Genomic DNA, 22,643 nt, shown 5'->3' with positions numbered 1-22,643 from the left:
CGTCGAGCACCACCCCCGGCCCGTCGCCGATCGGCGACCTGCTATTGGCCGCGGGGGATTACTCCGTGCCGGGGTCGGTGTGGAGGCGGATCTGCTTGATGCGGACGGACTCGTCGCCGTAGAGGTCGAGTTCGCGGTGGGCGCCGTCGGGGGCCCAGCCGGCCTCGGTGTAGAAGGCGCGGAGTACGTCGTCGGTCGAGTTGACCCAGACGGTGACCCGGCGGAAGCCGTCGGCGCGGACCGTGTCGACGACGGCGTTCAGGAGGCGGGAGCCGTGGCCGGCGCGGGTCGCCTCCGGGTTGACCGCCAGCTCGGCGATCAACGCGTCATGCTGCGGGTCGCCGTCCGGGTCGTCGGACGGTGTGATGGCCGCGAAGCCGACCAGCGTGCGGCCGGCCAGCGCGACCATGACCCGGTTCCGCGCCTCGCCCGGAGCGAGCAGCGCAGCCCGCCACTGGGCCGCGAACTGCGCCGGGTTGAGATCGGCGAGGACATCGGCCGGCAGCAGCCCGGCGTACGCCGTACGCCAGGCCGCGACCTGGATCTCGCCGATCTCTCCTGCCTCCGCGGGCAGTGCGAGCCGCACGCTCGTTTCAGCTACCGGGGTGTCGCCGGACAGATCCGAGAGGTTGGCCGGTTCCGGTACGCCGAAGTCACTCATGAACGCAATCCTCGCAAGTCAGTACACGAGCTTGCGCAGCAGGGTCTCGGCCGGACCGCGGTACGAACGCCGGCTCATCAGATAAGCGCCGGCGACCGAGATGACCCAGACACCGATCGCGACCAGCGCCGCGGTGTACGCCGTACTTCCGAACCGCAGGTCCAGCGTGAACGGCGCCAGCAGGATCATCCACGACACCGACTGGAAGAGGTACCCGGACAGCGAGCGCTGACCAAGTGCGGAGATCGCACGGACCGGCAGCGACAGCTTGCGGATCCGCAGGACGAGCAGGCCGAACAGAGCGACGTACCCAGGTCCGCCGAACATGCCGGACACGTGGGACAGCAGGCTCAGCGCGTCCACCGCACTCTCGTCGACGTGCATCCAGCCGGCTCCGACCAGCGCGAGCGGCAGGCCGCCCAGGACGGTGAGGCCGAGACCGCCGACTGCCACCCGGGTGAGCAGGGTCTTGTGGGCGCCCGGGTTCTCCAGGATCTGCTTGCGGGCGGCCCAGATGCCGAGCCAGACGATGATGATGAAGGGGATGACGCTCGCGGCGTGCAGCGGGTACTCGTGCAGCCGGTCGACCAGGCTGCCCAGGTAGGACGAAGCGGCCAGTGACGGGTTCGGGGAGTTCGTCAGCGCGTGCGCGGGGCCGGAGCTGTTGACGATCGCGAGCGCGGCCTTGGCCCCGACGAACAAGACCTCGACGGCCATGAACGCCCAGATCGCGAGGACGATCCGGTGGAACTTGTCGCCGCGGTTGAGCAGGAACAGCGTGCAGATGATGCCCACGATGCCGTAGGCGCCGAGGAAGTCACCGAAGTACAGCAGCGTCGCGTGGACGACGCCGAAGCCGATCAGCCAGGCGTTGCGCTTGAGCAGGATCCGCCGGACAGCACCGGTGGTGGCGCCCGAGGACCGCTGCCGCCGGGCCAGCTGCACGAGGCCGTAGCCGAACATCACCGCGAACACCGGGTACGCCCGGGCGTCGACGAAGGTGAGTTTGAGGAAGTTCAGGATGCGCTCGAAGCCGTGCGGCGCGCTCTCCACGCCGGGCTGGCCGGCGAACGCGAAGTTGGCGCTGTTCGCCAGGCCGATCAGCAGCAGCATCGCGCCCCGGATCAGGTCGGGTGCGAGCGCACGCTCCCGGCCGGTGACCGGGCCGCGATGATCGACGGCCGGGAGGGTGGTTGTAGTCACGGGGTCCTCCGAAAACTGTGGAAGGGTTGAGCTGTTGGCTCAATCCTCGCGACCCCGACCCGCCGTCCCCAGTGCGTCAAACCCACTTCCTGGGTGGGTCCAGCACCACCTTTGTGACACCTGTTGTTGATTCTGAGAAAAAGTGTCACATATGCTGTTGGTATGGACTTCCAGGCGACCATCGACGCCGACGGCCGGATCGAGCCGCGGGACGCGATGCCGGACGGGTACCGCAAGACCCTGATCCGGCAGATCGCGCAGCACGCGCACTCCGAGATCATCGGCATGCAGCCGGAGGGCAACTGGATCAGTCGCGCGCCGTCGCTGCGCCGCAAGGCGATCCTGATGGCGAAGGTGCAGGACGAGGCCGGCCACGGTCTCTACCTGTACGCCGCCGCGGAAACGCTCGGCGTGGACCGCGCGGACCTGCTCGACCTGCTGCACAGCGGCAAGCAGAAGTACTCCAGCATCTTCAACTACCCGACGCTGACCTGGGCCGACATCGGTGCGATCGGCTGGCTGGTCGACGGCGCGGCGATCGTCAACCAGGTCCCGCTGTGCCGCTGCTCCTACGGGCCGTACGCGCGGGCGATGGTGCGGGTCTGCAAGGAGGAGTCGTTCCACCAGCGGCAGGGGTTCGAGATCCTGTACACGTTGTCGAAGGGCACCGAGGCGCAGAAGGCGATGGCGCAGGACGCCTTGAACCGCTGGTGGTGGCCGTCGCTGATGATGTTCGGCCCCCCGGACGCGGCGTCGACGCATTCGGAGCAGTCGATGGCGTGGGGGATCAAGCGCCACAGCAACGACGAGCTGCGGCAGCGGTTCGTGGACATGACCGTGCCGCAGGCCGACGTACTCGGGCTGCGCGTCCCTGACGACGGACTGGTGTACGAGGACGGGCACTACCGGTTCACCGAGCCCGACTACACCGAGCTGTACGACGTGGTGAAGGGCAACGGTCCGTGCAACCAGCAGCGGCTGTCGCATCGCGTGAAGGCGCATGAGGACGGCGCCTGGGTCCGCGAGGCCGCGGCCGCTTATGCGGCCAAGAAGGCGGTGAAGGCCGCATGAACGAGCGGAGCGAGTTCATCAGCAAGCACAGCGTCGAGCCGCTCTACGAGGTGTTCGTGCGGTCGCGCCGCGGGCTGTCGCACACGCATGTGGGGAGCCTGCATGCGCCGGACGCGACGATGGCGTTGCGGAACGCGCGGGACGTGTACACCCGCCGCCAGGAAGGCGTGTCGATCTGGGTGGTGCGGGCGTCGGACATCACTGCGTCTTCGCCGGACGAGAAGGACGAGTTCTTCGACCCGGCCGGCGACAAGGTGTACCGGCATCCGACGTTCTACGAGGTCCCGGAAGGCGTCGAGCACCTGTGAACGACCTGCTCGAATACACGCTTCGCCTCGGTGACGACGCGCTGATCGCGGCGCAGCGCACCGGCGAGTGGATCGCGGCCGCGCCGCAGCTCGAGGAGGATGTTGCGCTCGGCAACATCGCGCTGGACCAGCTGGGGCAGGCGCGTTCGCTGCTGCAGTACGCCGGCTCGCTGGACGGCCGCACCGAGGACGAGCTCGCGTACTTCCGGGACGAGCGCGAGTTCCGGAACCTGCAGTTGTGCGAGCTGCCGAACGGCGACTTCGCGTTCGCAATGGCACGGTTGCTGTACTTCGCGACGTACCAGCATTTGCTGTACGACGAGCTGCGGTCGTGTGCCGACGAGACGCTGGCCGGTGTGGCGGGGAAGGCGGTCAAGGAGGTGGCGTACCACGTCGACCATGCGACGCAGTGGGTGCTGCGGCTGGGCGACGGGACCGAGGAGAGCCACCGGCGGATGCAAGCTGCGCTGGACGCGCTGTGGCCTTACACCGCTGAGATGTTCGCGTCGGACGACGTCGTACGGCAGCTGTCGGTCGCCGTCGATCCGTCCACGCTGGAGGAGGAGTGGACCCGGCGCGTGACGGCGGTCATCGACGAGTCGACGTGTGAGCGGCCGACATCGTCGTACCAGCACTCCGGCGGTCGTTCGGGTCGTCATACCGAGCACATGGGCTATCTGCTGGCCGAACTGCAGCACGTGGCGCGTTCGCATCCGGGTGCGACATGGTGACCGACGCGGCGATCCTCGAGGCCGTCGGCGAGGTCGTGGATCCCGAGGTGCCGGTGCTCACGATCGCGGATCTCGGCGTACTGCGCGGTGTGCGGCACGAGGGCGACGAGGTCGTCGTCACAATCACCCCGACGTACTCCGGCTGTCCCGCCATGGACCTGATCCGCCACGAGGTCGAACTGACACTCCAGGCGTTGCACGTCCACGGAAGGGTCGAGACGGTCCTGTCGCCGCCGTGGACGACCGACTGGATGACGGAAGCAGGAAAGGCGAAGCTGACGGACTACGGCATCGCCCCGCCACCCGGCACGAGCGCCCCCGCCCCCTTCCCTCCATCCCAGTCCCGGGCCAACGCCCCGGTCCTGCTGCAGTTGAGCATCCGCTGCCCCTTGTGCGGCTCGCCCAACACCTCGGAGCTCAGCCGCTTCGGCTCGACCTCCTGCAAATCGCTCTGGCGCTGCAACTCCTGCCGCGAACCCTTCGATCACTTCAAGGCGATCTAGATGACGACCATCGCCCCTCGCAGGCGCGCAACGTTCCACTCGCTGAAGGTCGCCGCGATCGAGCCCGTCACCGACGACGCGGTCGCGATCACCTTCGCCGTACCGCCGGAGCTTGCGGACGAGTACGAGTTCACCGCGGGCCAGCACCTCACGATCCGCCGTACCGGAGAAGAGGTACGCCGCAGCTACTCGATCTGCTCGCCCGCGGGATCAGGCGTGCTGCGGATCGGCGTGAAGCGCCTCCCCGGCGGCGAGTTCTCGTCGTACGCCGCCAAGGACCTGAAGGTCGGCGACGAGCTCGAGGTGATGACCCCGCTCGGCCGCTTCGGTACGACGTTCGACGCCGCCAACGCGAAGCACTACGCGTTCGTTGCCGCGGGCAGCGGAATCACGCCCGTCCTGTCGCTGGTCGCGACGGTCCTCGCGATCGAACCCGCCAGCCGGGTGACCTTGCTGTACGGCAACCGGACCGCGGGCTCGGTGATGTTCGCCGACGAGTTGGCCGACCTGAAGGACCGGTACGCCGAGCGCCTGCACCTCGTGCACGTGTTGTCGCGCGAGACGACCGAGGTGGAGCTCTTCAGCGGCCGCATCGACGCGGACCGCCTGCGGCGAATGTTCGCGACGATCCTCCCGCCGGACACCGTCGACGAGTGGTTCCTGTGCGGCCCGTACGCGATGGTCGTCGGCGCGCAGGACCTCCTGCTGTCCGAGGGGGTCGCACGCGAACACGTCCACGCCGAGCTGTTCCATGTCGGCGACGAGGCTCCGAAGGCGCCGATCGAGGAGGCCGCCGTCGACGAAGACGCGGCCCAGGTGACGGTGATCCTCGACGGCCGCCGGTCGACGTTCGCGCTGGGGGAGCACTCGAAGGCGGTGCTGGACGCGACTCTCGCTGTACGGTCCGATGCTCCGTTCGCGTGCAAGGGCGGAGTGTGCGGCACGTGCCGCGCCAAGGTCCTCGACGGCAGCGTCCGGATGGACACGAACTGGGCCTTGGAACCCGACGAGATCCGCGCCGGCTACGTCCTCACCTGCCAGTCCCACCCGACCACCCCGACCGTCACCCTGGACTTCGACGCCTGACCCCACCGATCTGCTTCACTTCCGAGCATGGCCGTACCCATTCCCGCCCCGCGCCCGATCACGACCGAAGAACGTGAGTTCATCGCGACGGTGGAGAACACGATGAGGCCCGCGTTCCTGGCCGAGGTCGCCCGCGAGTTCGCGGACGGTCAGCCGGCGGACGGGATCGTGGAGCGGATGTCCGCAGCGGCTCCTGGGCACCGTCTGCAGACGGCCGTTCAGGCGAACATCGACGCGCATCGGCACCTCGACGCGTTGCCCGCCGACGAACGCTCCGCAGCCGCTGAGCAGGCCGCGCTGGTCGTCGCCAGGACTGTCTCGCAGCTGACCGTGCAGACCGCCAACGGCCGGCTGGGTGACCTCGTCGGACAGGGAGCCGATCACCTTCTTCGCGGGCAGTACAAGGACCTGGCTCAGCAGGCCGCGGGACAGGCGGGCTTGGTGCTGGGTGGCGCCGCCGGCCGGGCGCACTTGCTGCAGGTGGAGCTGGCGGACATCCGTCGTCAGGCCGGCGCCGGCCTGACGCCGCCCGGCGCCCCACCGCGGAGCACCTCCGGCGCAGCCGAGGACGTCGCCGCGAAGCCGGCCGACCGGACCAAGGCCACGCGCGGACAACTCCGCCACTGACCGGAGCCTGGCCGATCCAGACTGCTCAGTCGCGAGGTCGCGGTTGCATCTCACGGGATGCCGTTAACCGCGGCCTGCGACTGAAACTCTGTGGATGACTCTGGGGGGTGACTCTGGGGGTGACTCAGTCCGTGCCGGATTCCATGGCGGCGCGGTCGAGGAGCTCGTCCTCCTCGGTGGCCTCGCCGCGGGAGGCGATGGCTTCGGCGCCGCCCGTCGGGAGTTCGCCGATCAGTTCGGTGGACGACGCGAGCGCGGGGTTGGACGAGCCGAACATGCCGAGACCGGCGTACTGCTCCAGCTTCGCGCGCGAGTCCGCGATGTCCAGGTTCCGCATGGTCAGCTGGCCGATCCGGTCGACCGGGCCGAACGCCGAGTCCTCGATCCGCTCCATCGACAGCTTGTCCGGGTGGTAGCTGAGCGCGGGCCCGGTGGTGTCGATGATCGAGTAGTCCTCGCCGCGCCGGAGCCGGAGCGTGACCTCGCCGGTCACCGCCGTACCGACCCACCGCTGCAGCCCTTCCCGGACCATCAGCGCCTGGGGGTCGAGCCAACGGCCTTCGTACATCAACCGCCCGAGCTTGCGGCCTTCGTTGTGGTAGCTCGCGATCGTGTCCTCGTTGTGGATCGCGTTCACCAGCCGCTCGTACGCCGCGTGCAGCAGCGCCATCCCGGGCGCCTCGTAGATGCCCCGGCTCTTCGCCTCGATGACCCGGTTCTCGATCTGGTCCGACATGCCGAGCCCGTGCCGGCCGCCGATCGCGTTGGCCTCCAGGACCAGGTCGACCGCCGTACCGAACTCCTTGCCGTTGATCGTCACCGGCCGGCCCTGCACGAAGCCGATCGTGACGTCCTCGGCGGGGATCTCGACCGCCGGGTCCCAGTGCGCGACGCCCATGATCGGGTCGACCGTCTCCACCCCGGTGTCGAGGTGCTCGAGGGTCTTCGCCTCGTGGGTCGCGCCCCAGATGTTCGCGTCGGTGGAGTATGCCTTCTCGGTGCTGTCGCGGTACGGCAGGCCGTGCGCGACCAGCCACTCGGACATTTCCTTCCGGCCGCCGAGCTCGTGCACGAACTGCGCGTCCAGCCACGGCTTGTAGATCCGCAGCTGCGGGTTCGCGAGCAGGCCGTAGCGGTAGAACCGCTCGATGTCGTTGCCCTTGAAGGTCGAGCCGTCGCCCCAGATCTGGACGTCGTCGTCGAGCATCGCCTTGACCAGCATCGTGCCGGTCACCGCCCGGCCGATCGGGGTGGTGTTGAAGTACGTCCGCCCGCCGGACCGGATGTGGAACGCACCGCAGGCCAGCGCCGCGAGCCCTTCCTCGACGAGCGCCGCACGGCAGTCCACGAGCCGGGTGATCTCGGCCCCGTACGCCGTCGCGCGGCCGGGGACCGACCCGATGTCGGGCTCGTCGTACTGCCCGAGATCAGCGGTGTACGTGCACGGGATCGCACCCTTGTCCCGCATCCACGCAACCGCAACCGACGTGTCGAGACCACCCGAGAAGGCAATCCCGACCCGCTCACCGACCGGCAAAGAAGTAAGCACCTTGGACACAGGAAAAGTATGCACCACTCTGAATGATTATGCAAAGCCGCCCCTCACGCCCCTCTTTGGGCCCCCATCAACCCTTTCAAGCCCTCCTTGAGTCCCGGCCAACCGAATTCGGCGGCGAGATTTGGTTGGTGGGGACTCAAAGACGCGTTCGTCGGGCGTGCGGGGGCGTGTGGTGCGTGGGGTTGGTGGGGCTGGTGGGGGAGGATGTGGAGAGAGTGAGTGGAGGGGTGAGGCGCGGGATGATGGGGCGGTCGCATGCTTTGTCGGGGTGGTGTGCCGGGTTGGCGGTGGCGCCGCTGGTCGGGCTGACCTCGGTGGCGGAAGTGGTGCCGTTCGCGGCGGCCACCGCCGGGTACGCGCTGGTGCCGGACCTGGACCATCCGGGCGCGAGCGCATCGCGCCTGCTCGGCCCGGTGACCCGGCTGGTGTCGGCGGCGGTACGGGCGTTCTCAGGCGTCCTCTACAACGTGATGAAGGGCCCGCGCGACGAGGAGAGCACCGGCAAACACCGGCACGCGACTCATACGCTCGTCGCCGCGATCCTGCTCGGGATGCTCGCCGCAAACCTCGGCGACCGCGGCAAGTGGGCAGTGCTGGCTGTCGCAGTGACCGGCCTCGTCCTGGCCGCCGACGCGCTCGGGGACTGGATCATCCTCGCCGTCCTCGCAGCAGCCGGCTGGTCGGTCGTCGGCACCGGCGACGCGCTACCCGGCACAGCGGCCGCCGACGCACTGCAGGCCGGCCTCAGTCAGATCGGCGGCTGGATCGGCGCCGCCGTGGCTGTCGGCATGTTCGTTCACTGCCTAGGGGACAGCCTGACCCGCTCCGGCTGCCCCTGGCTCTGGCCGCTGCCCATCCGGGGCGAGACCTGGTACGAGCTGCGCCTCCCCAAACCGCTGCGCTTCAGCACCGGCAAGTGGTTCGAGCACGTAGTGATCGTGCCGGTGCTGACTCTCGCCGGCGTACTGCTTCTCCCCGGCGCTCTCCAGGCGCTGCGGCAACTGTTCGACGCGACCTCGATCTGGCTCGCCGGTCAGTCCTGAAGGCGGCCGGTCAGGTACGACGGAATCCCGCCGGACTCCAATGCTGCCGCGAACCGGCGCTGGTTGCGCTCACCCGGCCACGCCTCCCAGAAGAACAGTGGCAGGGCGATGACCGCCCCGATCAGGACCACCCAGAAGCTCTCGGCGACGAACGACAGCGCAACGGAGATCAGGAACACGGCCTCGCAGATCGCGAAGCGGGTGAACGTCGACGTGGTGAAACGGCGCCAGGAGTCTGCCTGGATCTCGGCGGCGGGGCGGTTCGAGTACTCCAGCGGGGGAGTGCGGAAGCCGACCAGTTCGCAGATGGAGTACGCGCCGACCGCGGCGGCGAGCACCACAAGCGGCGGCCAGTCCGTCGGGAACTCGCCGATCCCATCAGTGGCGAGGACGAACCACAGGGCGAGCGTCATGACCGGGATCACCCCGGCCATCGACGCGCACACCATGATCAGGCTCTGGCGGGCTGCCGGCGTGGCAGGAGTGGCAGGGGTGGCAGAAGGTGTCGACACGCCGATGAGACTAGAGCATCGGATCATTCACACGACGCAGCCATTTGCTTACAGAGAGTATTTGCAGAAGTTTTTCCGGATTTTTTTGGTGGAAGCTGTAACGACTGCCGGGCGGGGCCCGATAGGACGAGTGAGCCTGGTGGCTGCCCGGACCCCCGAGCGGACAGCCACCAGGCCTACCCATCTCTTCAGGGTTCGGGAGCGGTAATCTGAGGCCCATGTCCTCGCCAGCATCCACGCCCTCGTCAGCGCCGCCGTTCGGCCGTTTGACGACCGCGATGGTCACCCCGTTCCGGCCTGACGGCTCCCTCGACCTGGACGCCGCCCAGAAGGTCGCGACGTACCTCGTCGACGGCGGTAACGACGCCCTGGTGCTGAACGGGACCACCGGCGAGGCGCCGACCACGTCCGACCAGGAGAAGGTCCGGATCATCGAGGCGGTCCGTGAGGCCGTCGGTGACCGCGCCAAGCTCGTCGCCGGTGTCGGGACCAACGACACCGCGCACACGATCGAGTGCGCCAAGCAGGCCGAGGCCGCCGGCGCGGACGGGCTGCTGGTCGTCACGCCGTACTACAACAAGCCCCCGCAGGAAGGGCTGCGCGCGCACTTCACCGCGGTCGCCGACGCCACCGGTCTGCCGAACATGCTGTACGACATCCCCGGCCGGGCCGGCGTGGAGATCAGGTCCGAGACCTTGATCACGCTCGCCGAGCACCCGCGGATCGTCGCGGTGAAGGACGCCAAGGGCGACATCGCCGGGACCACCAAGGTGCTGGCGAACACCGATCTGTTCTACTACTGCGGTGCCGACGAGTTGAACCTCGCCTCACTGGCGATCGGCGCGGTCGGTATCGCGAGTGTCGTGGCGCACGTGGCAAGTCGGGAGTACCGGCAGCTGATCGACGCCGTGGTGGCCGGCGACCTCGCAGGAGCACAGGAAATTGATCGACGGCTGGTGCCCGCCGTCGAGACGATCATGACCAGGACCCAGGGCGCCATCATGGTGAAGGCCGCGCTCAAGCTGGCCGGCGTCATCGAGCATGCGACCCTTCGGTTGCCGCTGGTTGAGGCGACCGCCGAGCAAGTGGACTGGCTCACCACCGACCTCAAGACGGCAGGACTGATTGCATGAGCCATCCCCATCCAGATCTCTCCGCGCCCGGACCTCTCGCTCCGGGCGCTTTGCGGGTCATCCCGCTCGGCGGCCTCGGCGAGGTCGGCCGGAACATGACGGTCTTCGAGTACGACGGCAAGCTGCTGATCGTGGACTGCGGCGTACTCTTCCCGGACGAGAACCAGCCCGGCGTGGACCTGATCCTGCCGGACTTCGAGCCGATCCGGGACCGGCTGGACGACGTCGTCGCGGTCGTCCTGACGCACGGCCACGAGGACCACATCGGCGGCTTGCCCTACCTGCTGCGTGAGCGGGGCGACATCCCGGTGGTGGGGTCGCAGCTCACGCTCGCGCTGCTCGAGGGCAAGCTGAAGGAGCACCGGCACCGCAACGTGCCGCAGCAGACCGTGGTCGAGGGCGAGAAGCTCCAGATCGGGCCGTTCGTCTGCGAGTTCGTCGCGGTCAACCACTCGATCCCGGACGCGCTCGCCGTCGCGATCAAGACACCGGCCGGCGTGGTGCTGCACACCGGTGACTTCAAGATGGACCAGCTGCCGCTGGACAACCGGATCACCGACCTGCGCGCGTTCGCGCGGCTCGGCGAGGAAGGCGTCGACCTGTTCATGGTCGACTCCACCAACTCCGAGGTGCCCGGCTTCACCACCCACGAGCGTGACATCGCCCCGGTCCTGGACCGGGTCTTCACCAAGGCGAAGAACCAGCGCATCATCGTCGCCTGTTTCGCCTCGCACGTGCACCGCGTGCAGCAGGTGATGGACGCCGCGGTGAAGCATCACCGCAAGGTCGCGTACGTCGGCCGCTCGATGGTCCGCAACATGGGCGTGGCCCGGGACCTCGGCTTCCTGAACGTGCCCGGCGACACGCTGATCGACATGCGCGACCTGGACAACTACCCGCCGGAGCAGGTGGTGCTGGTGTCGACCGGTTCGCAGGGCGAGCCGATGTCGGCGCTGTCCCGGATCGCCGCCAACGACCACAACGTCGTACACCTGCAGCCGGGTGACACCGTCGTACTGGCGTCTTCCCTGATCCCGGGCAACGAGAACTCGGTGTACCGGGTGATCAACGGCCTGATCCGGCACGGTGCGAACGTGATCCACAAGGGCAACGCGCTGGTGCACGTGTCCGGTCACGCGAGCGCGGGCGAGTTGCTGTACTGCTACAACATCGTGAAGCCGCGCAACGTGATGCCGGTGCACGGCGAGGTCCGGCACCTGCACGCGAACGCCGACCTGGCGGTGCAGACCGGCGTACCGCGGGAGAACGTGGTGGTCGTCGAGGACGGCGTGGTGGTCGACCTGATCGACCGCAAGGCCGTGGTGGCCGGCAAGGTGGACTGCGGGTACGTGTTCGTCGACGGCTCGACCGTCGGGGACATCACCGAGACCTCGCTGAAGGACCGCCGGATCCTCGGTGACGAGGGCTTCATCTCGGTGATCGCGGTGATGGACTCGGTGACCGGCAAGCTGACCGCCGGCCCGGAGATCCAGGCCCGCGGGTTCGCCGAGGACGACACCGTGTTCGACGACCTCAAGCCGAAGATCGAGGCGGAGATCGAGAAGGCGATCGGCAGCGGGCTGGACGACATGTACCAGCTGCAGCAGGTGATCCGCCGGGTGGTCGGCAAATGGGTCAGCGACACCCACCGCCGCCGGCCCATGATCATTCCGGTCGTGGTCGAAAGCTAGTCACCCGGTGTAACCTCTGCGCGACGACGAAAGGGTGGGCCGGCGATGAGTGTCAGCGGGGTGAACGGGACGGGCCAGCGCCGGCCCACGATGAAGGAGGTCGCCGCCCGGGCCGGCGTCGCGTTGAAGACCGTGTCCCGGGTGGTGAACGAGGAACCGAACGTCAGCCCGGAGCTGACCGCCAAGGTCCAGGCCGCGATCAAGGAGCTCAACTACACCCCGAACGAGTCCGCCCGGATGCTGCGCCGCGGCAAGACCGGGACGATCGCGGTGGTGATCCGCGACATCGGCGACCCGTTCTTCGCCTCACTCGGGCGCGCGGTCGAGCTCTGGGCCCGCTCGTCCGGTTCGGTCGTGATGATCGGCCTGACCGACGAGGACCCGGAGCGGGAGCGGGAGGTCTGCCTGGAGTTCGTCGCGCGGCGGCCGGACGCGCTGATCATGGCGCCGATCGGGGAGACCCAGGAGTACCTGGCGCCGCACGTCGACGCCGGGATGGCGGTCGTCACGATCGACCGTCCCGCGCACGGGATCGAGGCGGACGCCGTCCTCGCGGACAACGCCGGCGGCATCGACCAGGCGATCGACCACCTGGTCCGGCAGGGTCACCGCCGGATCGCGTACCTCGGTGACGACGAGCGGATCTTCACCGCCCGCGAGCGGGTCGTGGCCTACCGGGCGGCGATGGCCCGGCACGGGATCGTCGTCGACGAGGACCTGGTGCACCTGTCCGAGCCGACCACCGAGGGCATCGGCATCACGCTCTCGGCCGTCCTCGACCGCTCCGAGCCGGCCACGGCGTTGCTGTCGGCAAACAACATGACCACCGCCGAGGTACTGCGAGGTCTCGCGGGCCGGCGGGACCAGGTAGCGCTGGTGTCCTTCGACGACCTGGCGCTCGGGGACCTGCTCAGCCCTGGCCTGACCGCGGTCGCGCAATCGGCCGACGTGATGGCTCGTACGGCGATCCAGCTGATGACCGAGCGCCTCCCGGAGCCCCACCGCCCCGGCCGCACCGTCCGCGTCCCGGTGAAACTGACGATCCGCGGCTCAGGCGAGATCCCTCCCGCCCGCTGACCGCCCGCCTGCTGATCGCAGTTCGGCGGCGAGTGGGCAGTCGAAGGGGTCGCGGGCGCGGAGGCCGACGTTGTTCAGGTAGTCGACGACGACCCGGTACGACGTGAACAGGCCGACCTCGGCGTACGCGATGCCGTGCCGCTCGCAGTACTCGCGGACGATCGGCCGCGCCCGCCGCAGCGTCGGTCGCGGCATGCTCGGGAACAGGTGGTGCTCGATCTGGTAGTTCAGCCCGCCCATCGCGAAGTCGGTGAGGACGCCGCCGCGGATGTTGCGCGACGTCAGCACCTGGCGGCGGAGGAAGTCGAGTTTCATGCCGGCCGGCACGATCGGCATGCCCTTGTGGTTCGGGGCGAACGCGGCGCCGAGGAAGACCCCGAACACGGCGAGCTGCAGACCGAGGAACGCGGTGGCCTTTCCGGGCGGCAGCAGGAAGTAGAGCGCAGCGACGTACACCGCGATGCGCGACGCGACGACGGCAGCGTCGACGCGGTCCGCGCGGCTCGCGCCGCGCCGGAGGAGGTGCGTCAGGCTGGACGCGTGCAGGCCGACGCCTTCGAGCGTGAGGAGCGGGAAGAACAGCCAGCCCTGACGTGCGGCGAACCAGCGGCCCACCGGCCCGCGTTCGACGACCGCGTCGGGCGTGAAGGCGAGCACCTTGAGCTGTACGTCGGGATCGCGGTCCGCCTGGTTGGGGGCGGCGTGATGCTTGTTGTGCTTGCTGCGCCACCAGCTGACGCTCATCCCGAGGACGCAGCCGGCGAGGATCCGCGCGGTCCAGTCGTTGCGGGCATTGGAGTGGAAGATCTGCCGATGGGCGCTGTCGTGGCTGAGGAACGCCACCTGCACCAGCACGAGCGCCAGGGCACCGGCGAGCCAGAGCTGGTGCCACGAGTTGCCGAGCAGGATCATGCACGCGACGACCGCGAGCAGGGCACCGAGGACGATGCTCATCCGGGTGACGTAGTAGCCCTGCCGCCGTCTGAGCAGACCGAGGTCGCGGACGGTCTGCAGGAGATCGGTGTAGACGCTGATGTACTGCTGCTGGGCACTCACCTCGGTCAGCCTAGTGACCTCGTGCAACGTCACCTCTGCGGACACGTGACCCGACGAGGTCGGGTCGGCAAAGTCCTATCGCCCGTACTGCGAGGCCAGCGGGCAGTCGAACGGGTCCCGGGCGCGCAGACCGACGTTGTTCAGGTAGCCGACGACGATCTTGTACGACGTGAACAGGCCGACCTCGGTGTACTTCACTCCGTGCAGCTCGCAGTACTCGCGGACGATCGGCTGGACCTTGCGCAGCGTGGGCCGCGGCATGCTCGGGAACAGGTGGTGCTCGATCTGGTAGTTCAGCCCGCCCATCGCGAAGTCGGTGAGGACGCCGCCGCGGATGTTGCGTGACATCAGCACCTGGCGGCGGAGGAAATCGAGCTTCATCGTCTTGGGGACGAGCGGCATGCCTTTGTGGTTCGGGGCGAACGAACCGCCGAGACAGACGCCGAAGACGGCGAGCTGCAGCCCGAGGAAGGCTCCGGCCTTGCCGATCGGCAGCACGAGGAACAGCACGGTCAGATAACCGGCGAGCCGGGTGACCACGATCGCGGCCTCGATGCGCTCGACCGTGCTCGCTCCGCGTCGGAACAGGTGCTGGATGCTCGAGACGTAGAGGCTCAGGCCTTCCAGAGTCAGCAAGGGGAAGAAGAGCCAGCCTTGGCGGCGGGTCAGCCAGGCCTGGAAGCCCTTGCGTCTGCCGACGTGCTCAGGGGTGAACGCGACGACGCCGATGGCGATGTCCGGGTCCTTCCCCAGCTGGTTCGGCGCACCGTGGTGGCGGCTGTGCTTCGACTTCCACCACGCAGCGCTCATCCCGACGAGACCACCGGCCAGCAGGCGGGCGGTCCAGTCGTTCCAGGCGGCCGAGTCGAAGACCTGCCGGTGCGCGCTGTCGTGGCTGAGGAAGGCGACCTGCGTGAGCACCAGCGCCAGCGCACCAGCCATCAGCAGCTGCAACCAGGAGTTGCCGAGCAGTCCGACGCCGACCCAGACACCGGCGAAGGCAGCCAGGACCAGGCCGATCCGGGTGAAGTAGTACCCGCGACGCCGCCGGAGCAGTCCGAGTTCGCGGACGGTCCGGAGCAGGTCGGTGTAGAGATGGGTGTACTTGTTCTGAGCCCGCAAGGGGTCATGGTCTTCGGCAAGAAGCTGCGACATGGGAATGCCCCATTCCAGTAGTGCATCGGCCGATGCGCCACCAGGTCTGGGGCAGCGTCACAAGGAGGTGCTGAGGCCTTCAACGGAACCACGCCCGGTAGCCGCACGCAAGGCGGTGGCCGAGTCCCGGGGGTGATTTGAGGCTCAGTTCGCCCGGCTGTCACCTGACCGTCATCCGCGAGGCGCACCTTCGGGTCATGAAACTGAGTCGTCGTCAACTCCTTGCCGCGTCCACGGTCGCCGGTGCGTCCCTCGCCGTACCTGGTGTCGCAGTCGCGGCCCCGAACCTTGTCCGTCGTGATCGGGCCGCTCTGCCGTCCGGTATCGCGAGCGCCGACGTGACGCCGAACTCGGCTGTCGTCTGGTCGCGCGCCGACCGCCCCGGCAGGCTGGTGGTCCAGCTGACCAGCCACGGCCGCTTCGACAAGGCCGTCTGCCTGCGTGGCCCGAAGACGGACGCCGCGGACGACTTCACCGCTCGGCTGCCGCTGCGCGGCCTGCGCCCGGGGCAGCGGTACGACTACCGCCTCGGCTTCGAGGACGAGAACGGCCGCATCGGTCAGACGCTCGACGGCTCGTTCAGCACCCCGGGCCGCAACCGGCCGGTGTCGTTCGTGTTCACCGGCGACACCGCGGGGCAGGGCTACGGCATCAACCCCGAGCTCGGCGGGATGATCGCCTACAAGACGATGCACGACACCCGGCCGGACTTCTTCCTGCACTCCGGCGACAACATCTACGCCGACGGCCCGATCCAGGCCGAGCTGAAAGTTGCCGACGGCACCGTGTGGAAGAACGTGGTGACCGAGGAGGTGTCGAAGGTCGCCGAGACCCTGGCCGAGTACCGCGGCCGGTACAAGTACAACCTGCTCGACGAGAACGTGCGCTCGCTGTACGCCGACGTACCGCTGGTCGCGCAGTGGGACGACCACGAGACGCTGAACAACTGGTACCCGGGGGAGATCCTCACCGACGACCGGTACGCCGAGAAGCGGGTCGACGTCCTCGCGGCGCGGGCGAAGAAGGCGTTCCTCGAGTACCTGCCGATGGAGCACGTCGGCGGGCGGGACCGGATCTACCGCAAGGTGAGCCACGGCCCGCTGCTCGACGTGTTCTGCCTGGACATGCGCACGTTCCGCGGCGCGAACCCGGTGCCGTCGACGGTCGGGCCGGTCGCGATGCTCGGTGCCGAGCAGGCCGCCTGGCTGGTGCGTGAGGTCGCGGCGTCGCGGGCGACCTGGAAGGTGATCGCCAGCGACATGCCGCTAGGCGTGCTGGTTCCGGACGGCAACCTGATCGAGGCGGTCGCGAACGGTCTGCCGGGGGCGCCCGGCGGTCGTGAGCACGAGATCGCCTGGGTGCTCAGCCAGTTCAAGACGCGCAAGGTCCGCAACGCGATCTGGCTGACTGCCGACGTGCACTACGCGGCGGCGCACCACTACGACCCGTCGCGCGCGGCGTTCACCGACTTCGACCCGTTCTGGGAGATCGTGGCCGGGCCGATCAACGCCGGCACCTTCGGGCCGAACGCGTTGGACAGCACGTTCGGACCTGAGGTGGTGTGGTCGAAGGCGGCCGACTTCCCGAGCCAGTCACCGGCGTCCGGCAACCAGTTCTTCGGGCACACCCGGATCGACCCGCGGACCGGTGTGTTCACGGTCTCCGTGCGGAACCTGTTCGGCACGGTGCTCTGGACCAAGGACCTCACCCCGGCCCGTCCTTGAGTACGACGTCATACACGCTGTAGGACCTCCGCGCCGGGGCCGTCGAGCTGCGGCAGGACGACGCGACGTCCGGTGAGCAGCAGGAGCAACGACAGCACGGGACCGCGGAGCTCCGGCCCCTCGCCTACGCTCCAGTCGATGTCGTCGGCGACCAGTCTCAGACCGTCGTACGGCACCGGTTTGAAGACCTTGGACAGCCGCGTGCCCCGGCACTCCCACACCCGCGAGGCCGCCGTCGCGGCGACCTCCGGCGGAACGGGGAGTGTCCGGCCGAGCGGGATCGCGATGTCCTGCCCGTGAACGACGATGTCGATCAGCGTCTCTCGCGCAGTGACGCCGAGGTTGTGCCGCCGGGAGCCGACCATGCCGCGGATCTCGCCGATGAGCTGCTCGGTCGGCAGGGCTGCCTGGTCACGGGCGGAGGTCTGGATCATCCAGTTGAGGCTGTGGATGCCGGCATGCTTCAGCGTGAGGCGAAGTACGCCACCGATGGTCATCTGCTGGAGGGTGAGGTGACCGGCGACGTCGCGTACGGTCCAGCCGTCGCACAGTGAGCGGTGGGACCAGTCTGCCGGTGTGAGCGTGGCGAGCAGGTCGGTCGTGCGCCGGCGCTGCGCATCGATCGCGGCCCAGAGTTCATCGTCGTTCATCGCGGTGCCTTCCCTCCATCGGACGGTAGCTCACATCGGGCGGTGTGGAGCGCGTGCGCTTCAGTTCGTAGAAGTCAGGACACCCCGCAAGCAGCCGTACGCCGTCGAACAGGCGGAGCGCGTCGTCGCCACGGGGGACCGCGTTCAGGACCGGTCCGAAAAAGGCGGTCCCGTCGATGTGGACAACCGGCGTACCGCCGTCGATCCCCACCGGGAGGGTGCCTTCGTTGTGGCTGCGGCGCAGGGCCTCGTCGTACTCAGTGGTGTCGGCGGCGTCCGCGAGCGTCTCCTGCAGACCGACCTCGCTCAGGGCTGCTACCGAGGCGTCGCGGTACTCCGTCGGCGTCGGGTAGCGCCAGTGGTCGAAGATCAGGTTGCCGAAGGCACCGTGCCAGGTCCGGAACGCTTCACTGCCGTGGTGCGTGACGACTGCGGTCGCCACCCGGGACGGGCCGGTCGACGCGTCCAACTGTCGGCTGTAGGTGTCGTCGCGGCCTTCGTTGAGCATGAGCAGGCTCATCACGTGGTAGCGGAGGTCGAGGTCGCGGTGCTGGGCGACCTCTCGCAGCCAGCAGGCCACCACCCACGTGTACGGGCAGATGGGGTCGACGTACAGGTCGACGCCTGGTGCTGTGCGCTGGTGTTGGCGGGTGTCATTGGTGGGGACGACGCCCAGGCGCTCAGTGAAGTAGGTCCTGGTGACCTGGTCCCACAGGTCGAGGTCGGCGCCGTTCTGGTCGTGTCGCGTCATGAAGCTCAGCGTCCGCCGCGGAGATGCGCCGCGCATCGTCCGAATTGCTCATCCCTTACTCACCCAGGCAGCGACCTGGGCGCGGTTCGCGAAGCCGAGCTTGGTCAGAATGTGCTGGACGTGGTTCTGGGCCGTTCGTTCGGAGATGACCAGTGCGCCGGCGATCTCGCGGTTGCTGAGGCCCTTGGCGACCAAACCGGCGACCTCTCGCTCGCGCTGGCTCAGCGGGTCGGTCGGCGGTCTGTGGAGTCGCTCCACCCAGGGAGTCATGCCGAGGGTCTTCGCGAGGGGCAGCGTCTCGGCGGCCAGTGCGTGGGCATGCACCAGATCACCGGACCGCTCGTACACGTCGGCCAGCAGACAGGCGGCCTCGACCGCGAAGCCGGGCGCACCGATCGCCCGGCAGAGCGCACCGGCCTTCTGGAGGTCTGCAGCGGCCGCATCCCAGTCGCTGAGCGCGGCAGCGCACGCACCGAGTACCAGCTCGACCGGACCGAGGAAGTTGGTCGCGCCGGCGCCGCCGACGACGTACCGGCCACGACGGGGTTCCAGCCGGGCACGGAAAAGCCGTACGTCGTCAGTGCGGCCGAGTGCGGCTGCTACTCGCGCTGCGATGGCGTCCATCAAGAGCTCGGCGGCCCGCATCGGTTGCCAGGACTCCGGGCGGCCGCAGCGTTCGTACGCCGCGGCTGCTTCGTCGAACCGACCTGCGTCCACGAGAACGAACGCGCGGGCCAGGCGGGCGGACAGGTCCCAGCGGACATCCGTCCCGAACTGCCAGGTCGCTGGGCTCAGCAGGTCCTCGGTGTGACCGCGGTGGTGGCCTAGCAGCATGTGGAACGCGACCTCGGCGCCATGCGCCGCCGGGTGATCGATCTGCCGGAAGCCGGTGAGTGCGTCCTCATGCAGGGCTTCGGCATCCTCGAACTCAGCCCTGGCCAGTGCGAGCGAGGCCCGCGTCAGCAGCACGTGCCAGCGGCCGTGCGGACCGCTGACACGACCGGCACAGCTCGCGAGTCGGCCTGTCTCGGCTGCGATCGCGGCCAGGTCGCCGGCGTACCACAGCGCGTCGACCTGCCACAGGCGTCCGCGGAGCTCGATCTCGGCGCGTCCGGTCGACGTACCGAGCTCGATCATCCGGCGTGCTGCGGTGGCCAGTTCGTCGACGTCATCAGGTCCGCTGGTGGCGAGTTGGCGTGCAGTGAGCGCCTCGACGAGCAGCTCGTCGTCCTGGATGCTCTCGGCTTGGCTGAGGGCCTCGCTGCTCGCAGTCGAGGCCTCTGACCAGCGGCCAAGGTAAATGGCCGCCTGTGCTTGCCGGGCTCGTAGCCGGACCATGCGCTCTGCTGACTGGCCGGGCGCCGCCAGCGCTTCGGTGCACCATTGGTGGATGTCGCCGTCCCACGCGGACTGGCCGATCGGCTCCAACGTCACTGCTGCGTCCGCGAGCAGGATGAGGTCCTGCAAGGTGCGTGCGGTCGTGACCGCGGCCCGGACGGCGGCGTGTGCTGCCGGGAGGTCACCGGCGCGCACAGCTGTCTTTGCGAGGTTGAGTTGCAGACGCGCTCGTTCTCGTGGATCTGGTGTCACTGCGACGGCTGCGGACCAGTGACGCAGGGCCTCGGCCGGTGCGTCGACGGCCTCAGCGGTACGGCGGTGCAGGTCGGCGCGCTCGGTCAGGGACAGTCGTGCCTCGGCATCCCGGCGTACGGACTCGTCGGCGAACCAGGCCTCGCCAGCCGTGACGACCAAAGCACCAGCACGGACCAGTGCATCCAAGGCGTTCAGGAAGTCGTTGGGTGGCAGGCCGACGACCTGCTGGAGGACGTCGAGACGCACCCGCTCACCGGCCACCGCAGCGGCGCCCAGGAGCAGGTCATCAATCACGCTCGCAGTGTGACCGTCACCAGCTAGGTTTGTCAGCATGACAGTATCGATGCCGCGACTCCGTCGCGGCGGGTCATGGGGCTGTAACTCCCGCCCTTCCCTCGTCGCTCCGGTCGCTTCGCTCCCTCCACTCCTCAGTCCAGGCCGGGAGGCCCCATGACCGGTCCGGAGAGCCGCCGCGACGATGTGGTCGAGACGTTGCACGGGCACCAGATCGCTGACCCGTACCGCTGGCTGGAAGACCCTGACTCGGCCGATACCCAGGACTGGGTCAACCGGCAGAACGAGTACACGCAGGCCGAGCTGGCCGGGTACCCGGAGCGTGCGTGGTTCCAGACCACCATGTCCGCGATCCTCGCGCGCCCACGCGCCGGCGTACCGGTCAAGAAGGCGGGCTGGTACTTCGTCGGGCGCAACGACGGCACGCAGGCACAGGACGTGATCTACGTTGCCGATTCGCTCGACGAGCTGCTGTCCCGCGGCCGGGTGCTGATCGACCCGAACACCCTCTCCGAGGACGGCACCGACTCGCTGGGGTCATTTACCGTCAGCCCTGACGGGAAGTACTTCGCGTACGGCATCAACGAGAGCGGCAGCGACTGGACGACGTTCCGGCTGCTCGACATCGCCACTGGTACTCCAGTCGACGATGTGGTGTCGGAAGCCAAGTTCAGCGAGGCGACTTGGCTTCCGGACAGTTCGGCGTACCTCTATCTGCACTATCCGGCGAGCGGGCGTAGCGAGGGGACCGGGACGGCGTCGCTGTCGGGTGGGCGGCTGATGCTGCACAGGGTCGGCACACCGCAGTCCGAGGACGAGCTGGTGCTGAGCTTCCCGGGCCAGGACCAGTACTTCATCACACCTGAGGTGTCCGACGACGACCGCTACCTGGTGGTCCACATCACCGAGGGGACCGACCCGAGCACGCGGCTCTGGGTGTACCCGATCAGCTCGGACGGGCTGGGCGAGCCCGTGAAGGTCGTCGACGAGTTCATCGACGAGATCGCCTTCGTACGGATGTCCGGCGACCAGCTGGTATTGCGTACCGACCGGAACGCGTCCCGTGGCCGCGTGGTCCTTTCGACGCTTGACGGCGAATTCACCGACCTCATCCCGGAGGGAGAGTCGACACTGCAGGCAGTCCGCGGTACTGCGGACGGCCTGGCAACGCTGACACTCGTCGACGCACAGCCCGTGCTGACGCTCTACGCGTTGGACGGGTCCGGCCGGCGTGTGGTCGACGTACCTGGCGGGGGAGTGGTCGGCCTCAACGCCGGAGCGGAGTACGACGAGCTCTTCATCGGGCTGTCGACGACAACCGACCCCACGCTGTCGTACGCCGTTTCGACCGGGTCAGGCGACGTACGCGCACTGCCGGAGCTGGTCCGTGGCTCCGGCGGATTCACATCGCCGCAGGTCACCGTGACGCGCCGAATCGCTCCTGGCCGCGACGTGCCGTACTTCCTGATCACCCGGTCCGACCTGGACTTCGACGCGCCGCGTCCGACGCTCATGTGGGGGTACGGCGGATTCCGCATCCCGGTCGAGGCCGACTACCGTCCCGGCTGGCCGGCGTGGCTTGCTGCAGGCGGCGTACTGGTCATCACGAACCTGCGTGGCGGCGGTGAGTACGGGGCCGAGTGGCACGACGCGGGGCGGCTCAAGAACAAGCAGAACGTGTTCGACGACTTCATCGCGGTCGCTGAACACCTGCGGGACACCGGCGTGACCACACCGGAGCAGCTGGCCATTCACGGTCGCAGCAACGGCGGACTGCTCGTAGGCGCGGTCATGACGCAACGGCCGGACCTGTTCGGAGTCGCACTGCCCGGCGTGGGCGTCATGGACATGCTGCGGTTCCACCTGTTCACCGTCGGAGCGGCGTGGGCGTCCGACTTCGGTTTGCCGGACGATCCGGAGCAGTTCGAGGACCTGTTGGCGTACTCGCCGCTGCATCGCATCAGCGACGGTACGTCGTACCCGGCGACTCTCGTGGTCACCGGTGACCACGACGACCGGGTGGTTCCGTTGCACAGCCACAAGTTCATCGCGGCGCTGCAGCATGCCCAGTCCGGTCCGCGGCCTGTCTTGACCCGGGTCGAGGTCAACACCGGCCATGGCTTCGGAAAGCCCGCCGCGATGATCGCGGCGGAGTGGGCGGACCTACTGGCGTTCGCTGCTCACCACGTAGGTCTCGTACCTCCTGAGCAGTAGGA

Annotated in this window: 21 protein-coding genes; 12 read left to right on the top strand and 9 right to left on the bottom strand. The window is 68.5% G+C overall.

What is annotated here, in order from left to right:
* Positions 1-58 precede the first annotated feature (58 nt).
* Complete coding sequence (locus EV647_RS03885) at positions 59-661, bottom strand: GNAT family N-acetyltransferase (RefSeq protein ID WP_133998489.1); 603 nt, start codon at positions 659-661, stop codon at positions 59-61.
* A gap of 18 nt (positions 662-679) precedes the next feature.
* The gene (locus EV647_RS03880) at positions 680-1,864 is read right to left on the bottom strand and encodes a DUF418 domain-containing protein (RefSeq protein WP_238177019.1); all 1,185 of its coding nucleotides are present in this window, start codon (positions 1,862-1,864) and stop codon (positions 680-682) included.
* 162 nt (positions 1,865-2,026) lie between these two features.
* On the opposite strand from EV647_RS03880, the gene paaA reads away from it, so the two are divergent.
* From paaA to EV647_RS03850, 6 genes are read left to right on the top strand one after another with little or no spacing between them, the layout of a single operon-like run.
* Positions 2,027-2,935, top strand: coding sequence for a 1,2-phenylacetyl-CoA epoxidase subunit PaaA (gene paaA / locus EV647_RS03875; protein ID WP_133786285.1), 909 nt, complete (start codon positions 2,027-2,029; stop codon positions 2,933-2,935).
* Positions 2,932-3,243, top strand: coding sequence for a 1,2-phenylacetyl-CoA epoxidase subunit PaaB (gene paaB, locus EV647_RS03870; RefSeq protein ID WP_133998486.1), 312 nt, complete (start codon positions 2,932-2,934; stop codon positions 3,241-3,243). The genes paaA and paaB overlap by 4 nt, the downstream gene beginning before the upstream one ends.
* Positions 3,240-3,974 (top strand): 1,2-phenylacetyl-CoA epoxidase subunit PaaC, encoded by a 735-nt coding sequence (gene paaC / locus EV647_RS03865; protein WP_133998482.1) that lies wholly within the window; start codon positions 3,240-3,242, stop codon positions 3,972-3,974. The genes paaB and paaC overlap by 4 nt, the downstream gene beginning before the upstream one ends.
* The gene (gene paaD / locus EV647_RS03860) at positions 3,968-4,477 is read left to right on the top strand and encodes a 1,2-phenylacetyl-CoA epoxidase subunit PaaD (RefSeq protein ID WP_133998479.1); all 510 of its coding nucleotides are present in this window, start codon (positions 3,968-3,970) and stop codon (positions 4,475-4,477) included. Before paaC ends, paaD begins: the two co-directional genes overlap by 7 nt.
* On the top strand, positions 4,478-5,563 hold the full coding sequence (gene paaE / locus EV647_RS03855; RefSeq protein ID WP_133998476.1) for a 1,2-phenylacetyl-CoA epoxidase subunit PaaE: 1,086 nt from the start codon (positions 4,478-4,480) through the stop codon (positions 5,561-5,563).
* Positions 5,564-5,590: 27 nt separating this feature from the next.
* On the top strand, positions 5,591-6,190 hold the full coding sequence (locus EV647_RS03850) for a hypothetical protein (protein ID WP_133998473.1): 600 nt from the start codon (positions 5,591-5,593) through the stop codon (positions 6,188-6,190).
* 124 nt (positions 6,191-6,314) lie between these two features.
* Here the strand turns inward: EV647_RS03850 and argG are convergent, their stop codons facing one another.
* Positions 6,315-7,748 carry an argininosuccinate synthase gene (argG, locus tag EV647_RS03845; RefSeq protein ID WP_133998469.1) on the bottom strand — a complete coding sequence of 478 codons (1,434 nt, stop codon included), beginning with the start codon at positions 7,746-7,748 and terminating at the stop codon, positions 6,315-6,317.
* A gap of 239 nt (positions 7,749-7,987) precedes the next feature.
* On the opposite strand from argG, the gene EV647_RS03840 reads away from it, so the two are divergent.
* Entirely contained in the window at positions 7,988-8,791 is an 804-nt protein-coding gene (locus tag EV647_RS03840) for a metal-dependent hydrolase (protein WP_370342792.1), read from the top strand.
* Here the strand turns inward: EV647_RS03840 and EV647_RS03835 are convergent.
* Positions 8,782-9,303 (bottom strand): hypothetical protein, encoded by a 522-nt coding sequence (locus tag EV647_RS03835; RefSeq protein ID WP_133998466.1) that lies wholly within the window; start codon positions 9,301-9,303, stop codon positions 8,782-8,784. The genes EV647_RS03840 and EV647_RS03835 overlap by 10 nt on opposite strands.
* Before the next feature lie 218 nt (positions 9,304-9,521).
* Between EV647_RS03835 and dapA the strand changes: the two genes are divergently transcribed.
* From dapA to EV647_RS03820, 3 genes are read left to right on the top strand one after another with little or no spacing between them, the layout of a single operon-like run.
* Positions 9,522-10,436: a 4-hydroxy-tetrahydrodipicolinate synthase gene (dapA, locus tag EV647_RS03830; RefSeq protein ID WP_133998462.1), complete on the top strand. Its 915-nt coding sequence runs from the start codon at positions 9,522-9,524 to the stop codon at positions 10,434-10,436.
* Positions 10,433-12,127 (top strand): ribonuclease J, encoded by a 1,695-nt coding sequence (locus EV647_RS03825; RefSeq protein ID WP_133786294.1) that lies wholly within the window; start codon positions 10,433-10,435, stop codon positions 12,125-12,127. Before dapA ends, EV647_RS03825 begins: the two co-directional genes overlap by 4 nt.
* Before the next feature lie 45 nt (positions 12,128-12,172).
* Positions 12,173-13,204: a LacI family DNA-binding transcriptional regulator gene (locus EV647_RS03820; RefSeq protein ID WP_131293231.1), complete on the top strand. Its 1,032-nt coding sequence runs from the start codon at positions 12,173-12,175 to the stop codon at positions 13,202-13,204.
* On the opposite strand, the gene EV647_RS03815 is transcribed toward EV647_RS03820, so the two are convergent.
* A complete protein-coding gene (locus EV647_RS03815) occupies positions 13,178-14,260 on the bottom strand; it encodes an acyl-CoA desaturase (protein WP_238177017.1) in 1,083 nt (360 codons plus the stop codon). The genes EV647_RS03820 and EV647_RS03815 overlap by 27 nt on opposite strands.
* 75 nt (positions 14,261-14,335) lie before the next feature.
* Complete coding sequence (locus tag EV647_RS03810) at positions 14,336-15,415, bottom strand: acyl-CoA desaturase (RefSeq protein WP_133998459.1); 1,080 nt, start codon at positions 15,413-15,415, stop codon at positions 14,336-14,338.
* Positions 15,416-15,612: 197 nt separating this feature from the next.
* Between EV647_RS03810 and EV647_RS03805 the strand changes: the two genes are divergently transcribed.
* Complete coding sequence (locus EV647_RS03805; RefSeq protein WP_133998456.1) at positions 15,613-17,139, top strand: alkaline phosphatase; 1,527 nt, start codon at positions 15,613-15,615, stop codon at positions 17,137-17,139.
* A gap of 8 nt (positions 17,140-17,147) precedes the next feature.
* Here EV647_RS03805 and EV647_RS03800 read toward each other — a convergent pair whose 3' ends face one another.
* From EV647_RS03800 to EV647_RS03790, 3 genes are read right to left on the bottom strand one after another with little or no spacing between them, the layout of a single operon-like run.
* On the bottom strand, positions 17,148-17,789 hold the full coding sequence (locus EV647_RS03800) for a maleylpyruvate isomerase family mycothiol-dependent enzyme (protein WP_133998453.1): 642 nt from the start codon (positions 17,787-17,789) through the stop codon (positions 17,148-17,150).
* Positions 17,776-18,540 carry a disulfide bond formation protein DsbA gene (locus EV647_RS03795; RefSeq protein ID WP_238177016.1) on the bottom strand — a complete coding sequence of 255 codons (765 nt, stop codon included), beginning with the start codon at positions 18,538-18,540 and terminating at the stop codon, positions 17,776-17,778. The genes EV647_RS03800 and EV647_RS03795 overlap by 14 nt, the downstream gene beginning before the upstream one ends.
* Before the next feature lie 48 nt (positions 18,541-18,588).
* A complete protein-coding gene (locus EV647_RS03790; protein WP_166680220.1) occupies positions 18,589-20,427 on the bottom strand; it encodes a helix-turn-helix transcriptional regulator in 1,839 nt (612 codons plus the stop codon).
* A 156-nt stretch (positions 20,428-20,583) separates the two neighbouring features.
* Between EV647_RS03790 and EV647_RS03785 the strand changes: the two genes are divergently transcribed.
* The gene (locus EV647_RS03785) at positions 20,584-22,641 is read left to right on the top strand and encodes a prolyl oligopeptidase family protein (RefSeq protein WP_133998448.1); all 2,058 of its coding nucleotides are present in this window, start codon (positions 20,584-20,586) and stop codon (positions 22,639-22,641) included.
* Positions 22,642-22,643 lie beyond the last annotated feature (2 nt).

The sequence above is a fragment of the Kribbella sp. VKM Ac-2566 genome, from assembly GCF_004366005.1.
Lineage (GTDB): Bacteria > Actinomycetota > Actinomycetes > Propionibacteriales > Kribbellaceae > Kribbella > Kribbella pratensis.
This window is presented reverse-complemented; position numbering and strand designations above follow the sequence as displayed.

Bases quoted from the DNA above. Each gene is read 5' to 3' on its own strand.
- paaB (WP_133998486.1), top strand. From the start codon at position 2,932: ATGAACGAGCGGAGCGAGTTCATCAGCAAGCACAGCGTCGAGCCGCTC.
- EV647_RS03785 (WP_133998448.1), top strand. From the start codon at position 20,584: ATGACCGGTCCGGAGAGCCGCCGCGACGATGTGGTCGAGACGTTGCAC.
- EV647_RS03795 (WP_238177016.1), bottom strand. From the start codon at position 18,540: ATGACGCGACACGACCAGAACGGCGCCGACCTCGACCTGTGGGACCAG.
- EV647_RS03820 (WP_131293231.1), top strand. From the start codon at position 12,173: ATGAGTGTCAGCGGGGTGAACGGGACGGGCCAGCGCCGGCCCACGATG.
- EV647_RS03840 (WP_370342792.1), top strand. From the start codon at position 7,988: ATGATGGGGCGGTCGCATGCTTTGTCGGGGTGGTGTGCCGGGTTGGCG.
- EV647_RS03825 (WP_133786294.1), top strand. From the start codon at position 10,433: ATGAGCCATCCCCATCCAGATCTCTCCGCGCCCGGACCTCTCGCTCCG.
- EV647_RS03800 (WP_133998453.1), bottom strand. From the start codon at position 17,789: ATGAACGACGATGAACTCTGGGCCGCGATCGATGCGCAGCGCCGGCGC.
- EV647_RS03810 (WP_133998459.1), bottom strand. From the start codon at position 15,415: ATGTCGCAGCTTCTTGCCGAAGACCATGACCCCTTGCGGGCTCAGAAC.
- EV647_RS03885 (WP_133998489.1), bottom strand. From the start codon at position 661: ATGAGTGACTTCGGCGTACCGGAACCGGCCAACCTCTCGGATCTGTCC.
- paaA (WP_133786285.1), top strand. From the start codon at position 2,027: ATGGACTTCCAGGCGACCATCGACGCCGACGGCCGGATCGAGCCGCGG.
- paaD (WP_133998479.1), top strand. From the start codon at position 3,968: ATGGTGACCGACGCGGCGATCCTCGAGGCCGTCGGCGAGGTCGTGGAT.
- dapA (WP_133998462.1), top strand. From the start codon at position 9,522: ATGTCCTCGCCAGCATCCACGCCCTCGTCAGCGCCGCCGTTCGGCCGT.
- EV647_RS03805 (WP_133998456.1), top strand. From the start codon at position 15,613: ATGAAACTGAGTCGTCGTCAACTCCTTGCCGCGTCCACGGTCGCCGGT.
- paaE (WP_133998476.1), top strand. From the start codon at position 4,478: ATGACGACCATCGCCCCTCGCAGGCGCGCAACGTTCCACTCGCTGAAG.
- EV647_RS03850 (WP_133998473.1), top strand. From the start codon at position 5,591: ATGGCCGTACCCATTCCCGCCCCGCGCCCGATCACGACCGAAGAACGT.